This window comes from Lysinibacillus sp. IITD104, from assembly GCF_036698265.2.
GTDB classification, from domain to species: domain Bacteria; phylum Bacillota; class Bacilli; order Bacillales_A; family Planococcaceae; genus Lysinibacillus; species Lysinibacillus boronitolerans.
Genome location: NZ_JBAHYH020000001.1, coordinates 2,547,932 through 2,561,078, shown reverse-complemented (window position 1 = coordinate 2,561,078; position 13,147 = coordinate 2,547,932). Strand labels below are relative to the sequence as shown.

Annotated in this window: 18 protein-coding genes; 12 read left to right on the top strand and 6 right to left on the bottom strand. The window is 39.3% G+C overall.

The window, feature by feature from the left end; translation table 11 throughout:
• Positions 1-235: 235 nt before the first annotated feature.
• The 3 genes from V1L66_RS13090 to V1L66_RS13080 all read left to right on the top strand — a co-directional run bounded on the left by V1L66_RS13090 (position 236) and on the right by V1L66_RS13080 (position 2,098).
• Positions 236-544 (top strand): hypothetical protein, encoded by a 309-nt coding sequence (locus V1L66_RS13090; RefSeq protein ID WP_004228634.1) that lies wholly within the window; start codon positions 236-238, stop codon positions 542-544.
• Between the two features lie 106 nt (positions 545-650).
• A complete protein-coding gene (locus V1L66_RS13085) occupies positions 651-1,070 on the top strand; it encodes a hypothetical protein (RefSeq protein ID WP_333006665.1) in 420 nt (139 codons plus the stop codon).
• Between the two features lie 215 nt (positions 1,071-1,285).
• Complete coding sequence (locus V1L66_RS13080; RefSeq protein WP_333006664.1) at positions 1,286-2,098, top strand: DnaD domain protein; 813 nt, start codon at positions 1,286-1,288, stop codon at positions 2,096-2,098.
• Here the strand turns inward: V1L66_RS13080 and V1L66_RS13075 are convergent.
• Positions 2,084-3,004, bottom strand: a complete 921-nt coding sequence (locus tag V1L66_RS13075; protein WP_333006663.1) for an aminoglycoside phosphotransferase family protein — start codon at positions 3,002-3,004, stop codon at positions 2,084-2,086. The genes V1L66_RS13080 and V1L66_RS13075 overlap by 15 nt on opposite strands.
• A 369-nt stretch (positions 3,005-3,373) precedes the next feature.
• On the opposite strand from V1L66_RS13075, the gene V1L66_RS13070 reads away from it, so the two are divergent.
• Both V1L66_RS13070 and V1L66_RS13065 read left to right on the top strand, forming a co-directional pair.
• Positions 3,374-4,150, top strand: coding sequence for an N-acetylmuramoyl-L-alanine amidase (locus V1L66_RS13070; RefSeq protein ID WP_333006662.1), 777 nt, complete (start codon positions 3,374-3,376; stop codon positions 4,148-4,150).
• Positions 4,151-4,257: 107 nt separating this feature from the next.
• Positions 4,258-4,536, top strand: coding sequence for a hypothetical protein (locus V1L66_RS13065; protein WP_036080983.1), 279 nt, complete (start codon positions 4,258-4,260; stop codon positions 4,534-4,536).
• Positions 4,537-4,586: 50 nt separating this feature from the next.
• On the opposite strand, the gene V1L66_RS13060 is transcribed toward V1L66_RS13065, so the two are convergent.
• The 4 genes from V1L66_RS13060 to V1L66_RS13045 all read right to left on the bottom strand — a co-directional run bounded on the left by V1L66_RS13060 (position 4,587) and on the right by V1L66_RS13045 (position 7,466).
• On the bottom strand, positions 4,587-5,195 hold the full coding sequence (locus V1L66_RS13060; RefSeq protein WP_333006661.1) for a copper amine oxidase N-terminal domain-containing protein: 609 nt from the start codon (positions 5,193-5,195) through the stop codon (positions 4,587-4,589).
• Between the two features lie 143 nt (positions 5,196-5,338).
• A complete protein-coding gene (locus V1L66_RS13055) occupies positions 5,339-5,830 on the bottom strand; it encodes a DUF2975 domain-containing protein (RefSeq protein WP_258858791.1) in 492 nt (163 codons plus the stop codon).
• Positions 5,831-5,972: 142 nt separating this feature from the next.
• The gene (locus tag V1L66_RS13050) at positions 5,973-6,680 is read right to left on the bottom strand and encodes a DNA alkylation repair protein (RefSeq protein WP_333006660.1); all 708 of its coding nucleotides are present in this window, start codon (positions 6,678-6,680) and stop codon (positions 5,973-5,975) included.
• A gap of 165 nt (positions 6,681-6,845) precedes the next feature.
• Positions 6,846-7,466 (bottom strand): hypothetical protein, encoded by a 621-nt coding sequence (locus V1L66_RS13045; protein ID WP_333006659.1) that lies wholly within the window; start codon positions 7,464-7,466, stop codon positions 6,846-6,848.
• 226 nt (positions 7,467-7,692) lie between these two features.
• Here V1L66_RS13045 and V1L66_RS13040 point away from each other — a divergent pair, with 226 nt between their 5' ends.
• From V1L66_RS13040 to V1L66_RS13015, 6 genes are all read left to right on the top strand, one after another.
• Complete coding sequence (locus V1L66_RS13040) at positions 7,693-8,082, top strand: KGG domain-containing protein (RefSeq protein WP_016995470.1); 390 nt, start codon at positions 7,693-7,695, stop codon at positions 8,080-8,082.
• Between the two features lie 179 nt (positions 8,083-8,261).
• Complete coding sequence (locus V1L66_RS13035) at positions 8,262-8,816, top strand: hypothetical protein (protein ID WP_036080962.1); 555 nt, start codon at positions 8,262-8,264, stop codon at positions 8,814-8,816.
• A 71-nt stretch (positions 8,817-8,887) separates the two neighbouring features.
• Positions 8,888-9,070, top strand: a complete 183-nt coding sequence (locus V1L66_RS13030) for a hypothetical protein (protein ID WP_243456430.1) — start codon at positions 8,888-8,890, stop codon at positions 9,068-9,070.
• A 696-nt stretch (positions 9,071-9,766) separates the two neighbouring features.
• Positions 9,767-10,804, top strand: a complete 1,038-nt coding sequence (locus V1L66_RS13025; RefSeq protein WP_333006658.1) for an aminotransferase class V-fold PLP-dependent enzyme — start codon at positions 9,767-9,769, stop codon at positions 10,802-10,804.
• A 94-nt stretch (positions 10,805-10,898) separates the two neighbouring features.
• On the top strand, positions 10,899-11,450 hold the full coding sequence (locus V1L66_RS13020) for a DUF1697 domain-containing protein (RefSeq protein ID WP_333006657.1): 552 nt from the start codon (positions 10,899-10,901) through the stop codon (positions 11,448-11,450).
• Between the two features lie 36 nt (positions 11,451-11,486).
• Positions 11,487-11,699 carry a hypothetical protein gene (locus V1L66_RS13015; protein ID WP_016991485.1) on the top strand — a complete coding sequence of 71 codons (213 nt, stop codon included), beginning with the start codon at positions 11,487-11,489 and terminating at the stop codon, positions 11,697-11,699.
• A 45-nt stretch (positions 11,700-11,744) separates the two neighbouring features.
• Here the strand turns inward: V1L66_RS13015 and V1L66_RS13010 are convergent, their stop codons facing one another.
• Positions 11,745-11,936: a hypothetical protein gene (locus tag V1L66_RS13010; protein WP_016991486.1), complete on the bottom strand. Its 192-nt coding sequence runs from the start codon at positions 11,934-11,936 to the stop codon at positions 11,745-11,747.
• A 400-nt stretch (positions 11,937-12,336) separates the two neighbouring features.
• On the opposite strand from V1L66_RS13010, the gene V1L66_RS13005 reads away from it, so the two are divergent.
• Positions 12,337-13,143 (top strand): SDR family NAD(P)-dependent oxidoreductase, encoded by an 807-nt coding sequence (locus tag V1L66_RS13005; RefSeq protein ID WP_333006656.1) that lies wholly within the window; start codon positions 12,337-12,339, stop codon positions 13,141-13,143.
• Positions 13,144-13,147: the final 4 nt, after the last annotated feature.

Below are 13,147 nucleotides of genomic sequence, written 5' to 3'. Positions count from 1 at the left end.
AAGAAGCGATGTATCCGCCAGATAAGACATTGTATCCGTCAAAAATAGCATTCTATCCATCGATTTGAAAGAGCAATCCAATCTAAGCGTTTGTACCCATCATCCACCACGTTTTACAGGCTATCCACCAAGCGTTACATATAAAAATCATAAAAAGTGTCACATCTACCCTAGGTGTGGCTTTTTTTGTTGCATTTAATAGAAGGGAGTACATTTGCAATAGAGAGGTGGTACTATGCAATTAACAGATGGTACACAGATATTTGACACGGATATCATTGATGAGGCTGCTAAAAAGAGGGAGCGTGATGAGCAGGAGCGGGAGATGCTCAACGCCTTTGCCCGCTATGCTTACCTACGATATAAGCAAATACGAGACAAAGTAAATCCACGGAAATGCAAATATATGTATATTCATCAGGTACGCCAGCAATTAGCATTGCCTGCTAGACTACAACGTGTTTGCAAGCTGTTAACGATGACAGAAGAAGAAGTTCTCTACATTGTAGAATTTGTGCGGAAGTACTTGAAATACGTTAAATAAGCCTCATCTTCATAGATGGGGTTTTTTTACATAATTTCTAGGGAGAATTGTTTCTCAACACCCGCTCCATATAGTATGATGAACGTGTATAAAGGAGTGAGCATAGTTGAGATTGATTAAATTTTTAGTGGTAATTGTTATATTCGTTGGTGTAGTAGGGTATGGTGTGCTACATTTCGGCACAAAATTTGCCTCTGAAAAAATTGTAGATACCTTGTCGACAGAATTGGAAAATAGCGGACAAAAGGAACAAATCAAAAATACCATTGAAAATGACCCACAATTAAAAGCCTATATGGAAGAGGCGAAAACGGTCGATAGCAGTACATTACCGTTTACGACAAAAGAAGAGGCAACAAAAGTCTTAATTCAAAAAGTCGGCATTACAGATTTGAACGACATTCGTGTGAAATTGCAGGATGGCTCGATGACGCAGGAAGAAGCTCTGCAAATGGTGGAGGGCAAATTATCTGATGAAGAGATTGCCGCTTTAAAAGTCATCGTCTATAAAGAGCTTTATAAATAAAACAGCAGAAGTTATTGTTTGCTTCTGCTTGCATTACCCATTACAGATCATGATTATATTTCTATCTAAATATTGTAGGAATTCGCTAAAAAATTCTTTTCACCTGCTGAAAAGGGCATGCTTCATGGCATGTTCTTTTTTTTCTTTTTATGTCCCTTTTTTAAAAATTTTCTTTATATAGTTAGAAAGGACATTAGATGGAAAGAGGGATCATCATGATTTATCGAGTAGCCAAAAAGGAGAATTTTGTTGTTTTGGATAAAGCATTTTTAAATGATGAGCAATTAAGCTGGAAAGCAAAGGGGCTGCTTGCCTATATGCTGTCTTTACCAGATGATTGGTCATTTAGTCTTGCAGATTTAGCAATACGTAGCAAATGTGGACGGGAAGCGACAGCCAAAATTTTGGACGAACTCATAGAGGCTGGCTATCTTCAAAAAGTGCAGGAACGAGGAAAAGACGGCAAATTCGGTAGGGTAGAATTTTTCGTCTATGAAGCATCAAAACGTGCTGCTATACCGTCAACGGGAAATTCGTCAACGGTCGTACCATCGACGGAAAAGCCCACACTACTAAATAATAATTTACTAAATAATCAATTACTAAAAGATAATGATGATAAGGAGTCTACTAGCACTGCCTACCACTTTTATGCACAACAAGGCTTTGGCACGCTAACAGCCTACATTGCTAGTAAAATTCGTCATTGGCTCACTATTTTTTCAGAGGACATGGTCATCTATGCGATGAAGCTAGCGGTGGAGCATAATGTTTTACGCTGGCGGTATGTAGAGAGCATCTTACAAAATTGGTGCGATCAGAACATAAAGAGCCTTGCAGATATTGCTATCGAGCAGCAGCGTTTTCAAGCCCGCAAGCAGCAAGCGTCACCACCTTCTAAAGCCAGACGACTGGAAATCATTCCGAAGTGGTTGCAGCAGCGTGGTGAGGAGGAACCAAAATCTCAGCCAACAATTGATTTTGCAGCAGAGCGGCAAAAAATATTAGCCCTCTTACGGAGTGAATAAATTCTTCGCATACCATGAAGGTTTAATCGATGAAAAGTCATCATGATCCTGTAAAATCATGTGAATTCTTTCCAACGCATCATCAAAGGAGCCTGGATCATAGTGACGAGTCCAAACAATGGTTGAAAAGACAGTCATGGCTGCATAGAGAGCATATAACCGCCAAAACAGATCGTCTGGTGCAGATGAAAAATAGCCATCAATCTGCCCAATACAAAAGGGGATACTTTGTTGTCTACTAAACAAGGCAAGATTATAAAAGTCATGATAAGGATCACCCACATCATAGCCATTAAAATCTATCACCCCATTGTAAGTATGTCCCTTACAAATAATGTGACCGAGATGGAAATCATCATGAAGCAGGGTGATGGGGCGTTGCTTTAACAGTGGTAAGTTTGCATGAATAAAGCGCAATAGTTTAGCCTCTTGTGGCAGTTGATAGGCATCTTGTTGGTATGCCTTCAAATAGGTAGAAAACTTTTTGAGCTGCGTTGTCTCCCAATGAATTTTTTGTGGAGGGCTCACTTGATGTATTTTTCTCAATTCCTTTCCCGCCGCAAGACCGAGGTGGTATTGCTCAGAGTCAGAATGTTCCTGAATGATTTCATCGGCAGGCGAGCCTTCTAAAAAGCTAACGACCATTGCGGAGACGTTGGCTTCCTGAAACAAGTTATAGTCAACTGCTTTATGTGTTCTTACACCCTGCTTTGCTAACTCTTGGAGCAAGGAAAACTCTACTGCACGTTTGTCATGATGTGCTAGATCTGACAGGCGCACCAAATAGCGCGTTTCACCAACTGTTACCAGATACTTGCTATCAGGTGAATAGCCTTTGTTAATTTTCACTAGCTGTGTAAAGCCATGTAAGCTTGGTAATTGACGAATAATCTCTAGTGCCTGCACACTTTCTTTCCTCGCTTTCAATATTTTAGAAGATCTAAAATACTATAGGTAACAATACTTTGTCAATGCTTGGAATCGAGAAAAGAGGTTATAAAATCATAATGAAAAAATAGTAAAAGAGCACAACTAACTAGAAAACACTTTTGTGTGAGCATTTACTAATAGTAAGTGGATGTCTTTGTGACATTCACACTTCATAGCTTCGAGGAAAGAGAGGTGAAACGATCGCAGTAGCCTTAAGCACGAACAGAAGCTGATAAGCCTCGAAAGGAACCTCAAATCATCTGTTGTTTACCCTAAAAAAACCTAAAGAAGAAAAGAATAGCATAGCGTCAGTCGCTAAAAAATAATAGGAAAGGACGGTGCAACATGAGTTATGTTATTGAAAAACAGATCATGTCAGGGCTACCAAATCAGGAACTCACGGCAGTAAAATACGTTGTAGCGCATGAATCAGGTAATGGCAGCAATACAGGTCCAAATGCATTGGAAAACGAAATTGCCTACATGAATCGAAATAAAGCCAATGCCTTTGTCTCTCACTGGGTAGGCGGTGGTGGAAGAATCGTACAAGTAGCCCCAGTCAATCGCGTGCAATATGGCTGTGGACCAAAGGGAAATCCGTATAGCTATGCCCAGGTGGAATTGGCAAGGACGGCTGATAAGGAACAATTTAAAAAGGACTATGCGGCTTATATTTGGCTGTTACGTAAGCTTGCTATAGAGGCAGGGATTCCCGCTGTTTTAGATGGTAGCGGCAACGGCATTAAGTCACATCGATGGATTGCGGAAAATCTAGGAGGCACTTCGCACAAAGATCCTTTTGACTATTTAAAAAGTATGGGGATTACAGAAGCACAGTTCCAGCAAGATATTAAAAATGGGCTTGAGGAGGGATTAACAGTGTCACAATATAATGAGCTAAAACAAGAAATAGAGACGTTGAAAAGCTTACTAGCTGAAAAAGCTAGTTTACAAACAAGCAGAGAAGTGGGAGCAGCCCATAAAGAGGCTTGGGAATGGGCTATTAGCGAAGGCATTATCCGAGGCGATGGAAGTAAGATCATGAATCCAGCAGGCGCCTTAACAAGAGAGCAAATGGCGACTATGCTGAAACGCTATTACGACAAATTTATAGCCAACTAATTGTGCAGGATAAAGCTCCTATGTCATCATGAGCTTTATCCTTTTTCGTTGAATAAAGGTTTTTTCAAACTTTTGTCGAATGTAGTAGAAGAGAGGAGGGGTTTTTGATGTTAACCAAAATAAGAAAAGTAAAGTTTGAACAGGAAAGAAAAAATCCATTATACCAGGTGGTGATGGAATGTCCAGATGGTAAGCAACTCTATGTAAAATTTGATTATACGTATAAAACAAAAAATTTCTGGCCATTAGAAGTAAATTATAATAAAAAGAACTATGGCGCTAAACTAGCATGGTATACAAATGAAGTCGAGAATATGACCGTGGCATTATTTCTAGAAACGATTGCTGGTAAAATCAACAAGAAGTATGATTTTAACTTTAAGTAACAATAAAAAAAGCAGCACCTTGTAGGAGCATACTGCTTAAGGCTTGTCCATTATTTAGTTGAGATATAAACAACAAGTGCTGCCTCATCAAATGTTACATTTGCGCCAAGTGCTTGACTGACAAAGCGTAAAGGCACCATTGTTGTACCTTGATATATTTCAGCAGGATGGCTGAGTGTGATCGTTGATGCAGAACCGTTTGTATCAACATAAGCCGTTTTATTCCCCACACCAATCACAATTTTTTTACTGTCCTTTGTTGCCGTTACTTTTTTCGTTGCATTATCATAGCTAACCGTTGCCCCTAGAGATTCAAAAATCGCCTTCATCGGCACTAAGGTTGTGCCATTTTTCATATAAGCGCCAGGCGTATAATTTTGCTTCACGTCATTTAAATAGACAGCAACCTTTGTTAATACAGGTGCTACAGTTGCTTTAGGTGTTGGCGTAGAATAACTTTGACCGCCTGAAGAAGACCCTGCATTATTGCCACCATTGCCATTATGATAATGATAGCCTGAACAAAGCCCTTTAGCCTTTGATTTGTCAGAACAATTGTGACCACCATTGCTATCTAAACGCCCTGGATGTGCGCTCGCAATAGAGGCTGTGGTGAAAAATAATGTAAGCATTGCTATCAATAAAACCAATTTCTTCATATAAATCCTCCTATTCTTAAAATATGTAATTATTATACTGTTAAAAAGAGAATTATGACATGTTTTTATAGGAAATTAGTTTTAGCGGATATTTTTGATACAAAAAAAGGCGCTAACCGTCCAGATTGGTTAGTGCCATTTTGTTATACCGTTAATTGATTTTCGCTTTGGAGATCAATGGCTTTTTGGAGCAGTCGATGCAGAACGGCTGCAAAGGTTGCAATCGTACTGGTTACAAAGATGCTGATAAGTGTCAGCGCAATAATTCCTGTAATATCTTCCTTGCCAGTAAACATCATCATAATTGTTGCAATGCCTAGCACAAGGCCGAGCAAAATAGTGAGAGCACAATTTTTGATCGTTCTCAAAGCCCGTACAGATGATTTAGAGAACGCTTTATGCTGGTCGATGTTCGTTAAGAGGCGATAAGCTTGATACAATGCAGCATAATAGGGAATGCATAGAACATACACATAGATTAAAAAAAGATAGGACAAATAGGACGATTCTGGATGTGCCGCAGCATCCCGGCTGGCCATCTCAGGTAGCCAAAACAGACCTAAAGCTAAAACTGGTATACCAAGCAGAATAATGACGCTCTTTAGGAAAATGGTTGATCCCTTTTTATGTTTCATTTAAAAACACCTCACTGGTAGTAGTATATTGATTTTAAAATAAAATTTATCGTTTTTCAATAAAAATATATTATAATTCATTGTTTTTTCGATTAAAAAAAGACATCCATCCTTATAGGATCGATGCCTTTAAGTGCGATGATTAACATCTCACATATTTACGCTTAAAGCCAATTCTGCCTCGTGCTACTTCCTTTTGAATCATTTCATACGCATTGAGCTGCGTGCTTTTTTTGTTGTCTCGTTTCATTTCCACAGGACCTATCGCCTGTGCGGTTGCCACTGCTTGTTCGTGGAGCGGCACATAGGAAATAGCTACCGTGTATAAAAAATTATTCATGGCCGATTTTGTGCGTTCGGGTGCATCGTGAATGGTATTTTTCACGATTTCCAGCATTTGAGCTAGCTTGCTCTCGGAAAACTCGCTATCCTTGCGATTCCCTAATAGCCAGCAATAGCAGCTCCAGCCCGCAGACATTTTCAATTCCTCACCACTGGCAATCCACGCATCTGCCACTTCCTGAGCAATCGGTGCCTCTGCTAAAGTAACCGCTACTACATAATCCGACAGCATATAAAAATAAGCTGCCTCGATCCATCGATTAAAATCTTCCACAGTCATGGCTTTTGGATCTGCTATGATGCCAGCAAAGTACATCGCATCATAGTTGCCCGTAGCATAAAGCTCTTCTGCTAGAGCCTGATCGATTTTAATTTTCTTCGCAATAGGCTTCATGGCACCTGTTGCCACACCAAATAACGGCTCATGGGCACCATTTGACATATACATTTTTTTCGTCCGTTCCTTGCCAAGAGCCTCTAGCTCCTGCATCACCAATTCAGCATTCATAATAGCACTTCCTTTATTTCTGTTTTCTAGATTATTTTTATTATCCTATAAAGAATGTCTTTTTGTAATGGAATAAAAGCATATCATATTAGAATATAAAATATCATATCTGAATATATTTTTGTCAGTCATTTTATATTGAAGGAAGTACCTATTTCCAATTAGCTAGAGCCTATTCCATATAAACATAAATTGAGCTGCATCCGATTCGAGGGCAATTTGATGATAGTCTGTTGAATCATCATCTGTAATCAAGCGACCTTTTTGCACGTTTAAAATGGCATGTTTAACAGAGTCTGGATGTTCAATCGCATAGTGGGAGTCTTTTAGAAGAGTGAGGGCAGATCGACATTTATGTTTATCGATGCGCTCATTTTTTCCTTTAAAATACAGCTTGATTAGATAGGGTACATCGTCAATGATTAAACCAAGCTCAGGATTGGACCGAACAATTAAATCGTCACAGTACCAATTCGCCTTACCTGGATCAAACCACTGAACGTTTTTATTTTTTAAGAATTTTATATAGGCTTTAACAGCTTCCTGGTAATTTTTCTGGCGTGCAGGAAGGGCATTATCCACGATATCGAGTAAATAGGTATCATTCAAACGATGCTCATGGTATTTTTTTAACCCATCACGCAAGGCTTTCCAATAATCTTTTATTGGATGATAATCTCCCTGATATTTTATATCCTTCACAAACTTTGTTTTAGCTGCACTTCCCTTCATTGTGAAGTCTGTAAATTGTGTTAAACCAATAGATGGCTTTGTGAGAGTCGTCATTTTTCCATCACCCTTCTTTCATCCTCGATGACATACTATAGATTAGTATTATATTGGAAAGGGTACATGTATATGATTGATGGGCTTGTTAGCAATCTGCTCCTCACAGTGTTCTATTACAATAAGAAAATCAATTTTTTAAAAAAATATGTTTAGATGTGTTTTGACTGGGAATATAAATAGCGAGCTAGTAAAAAGCTCAAAAAAATATTTAGGAGGAATAGAAATGGCTAACAAGCAAAACAATCGCAACAGAAACAACAATGAAAACATGACTGTCGAAGAAGCGGGACGTAAAGGCGGAGAAGCTACCTCCAGAAATCATGACCGTGATTTTTATGAAGAAATTGGACGTAAAGGCGGCGAGGCTACGTCTAAAAATCATGGACATGAATTTTATCAAGAAATCGGGCGAAAAGGTGGAGAAGCTACGGCTGAAAACCACGGCGAAGAATTTTATGAAGAAATTGGCCGCAAAGGCGGAGAAGCTACCGCTGAAAAGCACGATGACGATTTTTATGAAGAAATAGGACGTAAAGGTGGAGAAGCACGCAGTAAACAGCGTAGTAACAACTCCAACGGCAACCAAAATCGTCGAAATAACAATAATAACTAATCACTTTTAAATAGGTCGAAACCCTTCACACACAGGGCGTTTGTAGTTTTAAACTACAAGCGCCTTTTTTGTTGTTAAGCTCCTCTCCATCCACAGGATAAATTTGTTGAATTTCTCCTAATTGTAGTATATATTTAATCCGCTTCTATTTGTTTTTAGAGGAAATGAGGATCGAGAGAATGACGCAAATTAAAGAAAAAGAACTATTTCAGGTAATTCAATCCGTCGTGCAGGCTGTGAACATGACGGTCAAGATAAAACAAGATGATTCAGGTATTAATATGAGTTATAACTTTATTGGGGACTATGTAGGATTTGATGCGAAACGATTAGTAGAGGCAAGAAATGAACTAATGCTTCCAACTTCACTTGAAATTTATGTAAAAACAATGACCCTGCATGAGCTAGGTCATGCAGTAGATCGAGAAGCATTACAGGCATCACTTCCACGTACAATTGAAATCTTTACGATGAAAAAGCAACATACCTTAAAAGAAATATATCATCAGGAACAACTTTTAGCCATGCTGATTGAAGAACATGAAATGAATATTCAATTTGAGCAAACGGCTTGGGAAAATGCATGGATGCTTAACCGTACACATCCCCTAGTTCCTGAAGAGGACTTTGACTATATCAAACAGCATAGCCTAGCGACCTATCAGAAATTATATGAGCAAGATTTACAAGCATATCACCATCTTTTGAACCAGCAGATGGTGCAATTAGTTTAGCTAGAAATAATCATTTCATACCGTCGCAGGAATAGATCAAACCAAATAGGGCAATGTAATACTACTTGGAGGTGATCATTTTGACAAAGGGCAAGCAATATAAACGTCAGTCAGAGTTGGCGGAATTAGCGACAGATTTAAGTCCAGATGATTTAGATGTGCGCGAAGAAAATGCTTTAACACAAGAGCAAAAGAAAAACTCGAACGAAGGAAATCGTTCAAAAAAATCTGCCACACGCAAATCGCAATCATAATGTGAACACCACAATCATTTTCGATTGTGGTGTTATTTTATCTATTGCCATTTTACATAGAACTGTACTACCGAGCGTTGATTTAATGTTACAATTTATAGAATGACTGAAAGGAGCTGGAATAAATGATTATATTTATCGTGTTTGTTGGGGTTGTCGTTGTCATAGGCATCATCAGTAATGCAAATAAAATTCACAGCAAATCAAACGAGCATAACCACCATATCCATTCCACAAACGATTTTTCAACAAATGATGCACATCTTTCCTCCCAAGACAGCCAACAGTGTGCTGATACTAGTGCTACTTCGAGTGACTCATCCTGTGGCTCCGGCGGGGAATGAAGGTCAACCTTCTAATTATGGAGAACTTGCTAGGAAATTTGGTTGAGGTGATCCATCAAAGAGAAAAGCCGTTCTAAAGAGAGTCGAAAGTGATCCGAAAAGGGAAGAACCCGCTCTAACATTCATCAAAGTAATCGAACTACGACAAATTTTTTATAACCTGAATAAAACGGAGGAGATCATCTTTGCACACCGATCTCTTCCGAAGTACATATGTAAAATTTTATCCCCTCATCACTAGCAACTATTGTTACTAGAGAAGCTGTGAACTGTTCTTTAAGCTATAGCGAAATTGCGGCAACAGGCGTAAGATAGAGGAATAGATAGAGAGAATTTGGAGGTAGCAGTAGATATGATACGATTCGAAAATGATTATGCAGAAGGTGCCCATCCACAAATTTTGCAGCGGTTAGTAGCAACAAATGAAGAACAATCTCCAGGGTATGGTATGGATGAGCATTCCGAAAAAGCAAGAGCCTATATAAAAAAAGCGATTGCAGCGGAGCAGGCAGACATTCACTTTTTAGTTGGTGGTACACAAACAAATACAACCGTGATAGCGTCTATTTTGCGTCCTCATCAGGGCGTCATTGCAGCGAGTACAGGACATATTGCGGTGCATGAAACAGGAGCTATTGAGGCAACGGGTCATAAGGTACTGACATTGCCTAGCGATGATGGCAAACTAACTGCGGCACAGGTGAAAGCCTGCTATGATGCACACTGGCAGGATAGCACACATGAGCATATGGTGCAGCCAGGCTTAGTGTACATATCTCATCCTACAGAAAATGGCACGACCTATAGTAAGGCAGAATTAACCGCCTTACGTGAAGTTTGCCGAGAATGTAGTTTACCGCTGTTTATCGATGGTGCTCGTTTAGGCTATGGTCTTGTGGCACAGGACAGTGATTTATCACTTGCTGACATCGCTAAGCTTTGTGATGTATTTTATATTGGTGGCACTAAAATGGGGGCATTGTTTGGGGAAGCAGTCGTGATCGTGAATCCTGCGTACCAAAGGGATTTCCGCTACATGATCAAGCAAAGAGGAGGGCTGCTTGCCAAAGGCCGATTATTAGGCATTCAGTTCGAAACGCTATTTGAAGATACGCTCTATATGGATATTTCCCATCATGCGGTAGATATGGCAATGCTGATACGACAGGCATTTCTCGATAAAGGCTTTGCAATGCGCTATGATTCGAAAACGAATCAGCAATTTCCGATTTTACCAAACCATCTACTTCGGTCGCTGGAAGAAAAATATTCCTTCTCCATTTGGGAAGCATACGATGATACTCATACGGTTGTGCGCTTTTGCACAAGCTGGGCTACGACCAAAGAAAATGTGGATCGCTTAATAGAAGATATCCACCAATTAGTATAGCTAATCAAGCTGCGCCCTGCATGAAAGGGTGCAGTTTTTTCCTATTATTCCCTAATTATTGCTATACTATAGATAAAAGGAAAGGTGGAATTCAATGACTAAATACGTAGCACTTTTAAGAGGGATTAATGTAGGTGGGCACAATAAATTAAAAATGGCTGAATTGAGAGATGCGCTGCAACCACTAGGTCTCCAAAACATTCGGACCTATATACAAAGTGGCAATATCCTGTTTGAATCGAGTGAATCAGAAGCACTTTTGCAACAGCAAATTCAAGAGACCATCCAAACTACTTTCACTATCACGAGTACAGTAATCATCCGTACAGCTGAAGAATTCCGCTCTATTGTGAACAATTGTCCTTTCTCAGAACAAGACTTAGTAGATGCACGGGCTACAGCTACAGGGGAAAGTCTCCATGTTGCACTACTTTCAACCGTTCCAACTGAAGAGAACGGTGCTAAGTTATTACAATATGTAAGTGAAAAAGAGCGCTGCATTATCAAGGGGAGAGATGTCTATCTTTTATTTTACGATAGCATTCGCAATGCCAAGCTTAGTCAACAACTGCCTAAGCTAGAGGTGCCTGCTACAGTTCGCAATTGGAAAACGATGATGAAGCTTGCGACAATGATTGATGAATAGGGAAAATCATCTTTTCTAAAAGGGGGGCGTTCTTAGATGCGACGGGATCAAGTAGGTTATTTTATTTATCCTTTACTGTACTTCATTGTTAGAACGATGAATCAATGGAGGAAGCATGAGCCGATTGCATGGGGAGAAAATGTGACAATGATGGTCATCACAATGGTCATCATCTATTTCTTTGTTTGGATGTGGAATTGGTCCAAAAAGCCATATCAATGGGGAAAGAAGAATAAGAAAGAAACATAAAGCAAGAGAGCAAATTTCATTATTGAAATGGTGCTCTCTTGTTTTTTACTTAAACTTTTCAGGTTTTGTGGCTTTAATAGAGGCAATTTCTCCACATTGCGTACAGACAGTGAAAATAAGGAGTGAGCCTGAGGAAAAGCTGGTATTCACGGGTCTTAAAGCAGCATAGCCATCTAATTTTCCTTCAGAAAAAGATTGACCGCCACAGGCTTTACAACGATATGTATTTGTTTCCATATTCTCACCTCGTAATGTAAGTTTAAGGAAATGATAGCATAGAAAAAACTACAGCGATATGCATCACTGTAGCTCAGAATTGGTTGATACCCTTTGAGGTTTTCTAAAGTATTATAGCATAACAAGTTATTCATTGTATAGATGAAGGAACATAACTAGATGGTGCGAATCCATTTGACTTTATCGAATTGGCTATTTGAACGAAAAGATTGGATGTTTCCTGATTGGTGATTGAATCATTTATGCCATCTTCATGATCTTTGTAAAATCAACAAGTTCACAGTGGAGCTATAAAATGCTAAAGGTTATTAGTTTAAAATTAAATAGTTTAATGTTAAACTATTTTACGTTAGGAGAGCTAATTTGCTCTTTTTCGTGTGATTTGAAGGAGGAATTGAAAATGGATCGAGTAAAAAATAAAGTGGCATTAGTAACAGGTGGGGCTTCTGGTATTGGTTTATCGGCAGCTAGCTTGTTAGCAAAAGAGGGCGCAAAAGTAGTCATTGCTGATTTTAATGTAGAGGGTGCGAAAGAAGCAGCAGCAACTTTAGTCAATGATGGGTATGAGGCGGCAGCGGTTTTCCTTGATGCAGGGGATGCTTCCTCCATTGAAGCGGCCGTGAACTTCACTGTAGAACAATACGGCTCATTAACGGTGCTCTTTAATAATGTTGGTCTAACTAACCTGAAGAAAGATTTAGATGTATTAAATATTGATTTAGATGAATGGGACCGTTTAGTCAATGTGAATTTAAAATCGATTCTACTGGGTAGTCGTTTTGCCATTCCACATATGCAAAAAGCGGGCGGGGGCTCAATTATTAATACGGCTTCTATGGCTGCATTCGCCAGTGACCAAATTCGTACAGCCTATGGGGCAACAAAAGCAGGTGTGGTGAATATGACAAGAAACATTGCCACACAATTTGGGAAGGATCATATTCGTTGTAATGCGGTTGCACCAGGTCTTATTTTAACACCAGCCGCGAAAAACAATATGCCAGAAGAAATGCTGGCCATTTATGCGAAATTTAATGCGCTACCCTATCATGGGGAAGCGGATGATATTGGCCATGCAGTTGTATTTTTAGCCTCTGACGAATCAAAATTTATGACGGGCCAAACACTGCAAATTGAAGGCGGACATTATCTCGCTAACCCAACCATCGCTGATACTAATAACTGGCTAGCATCTTATAGTCAATAAATAA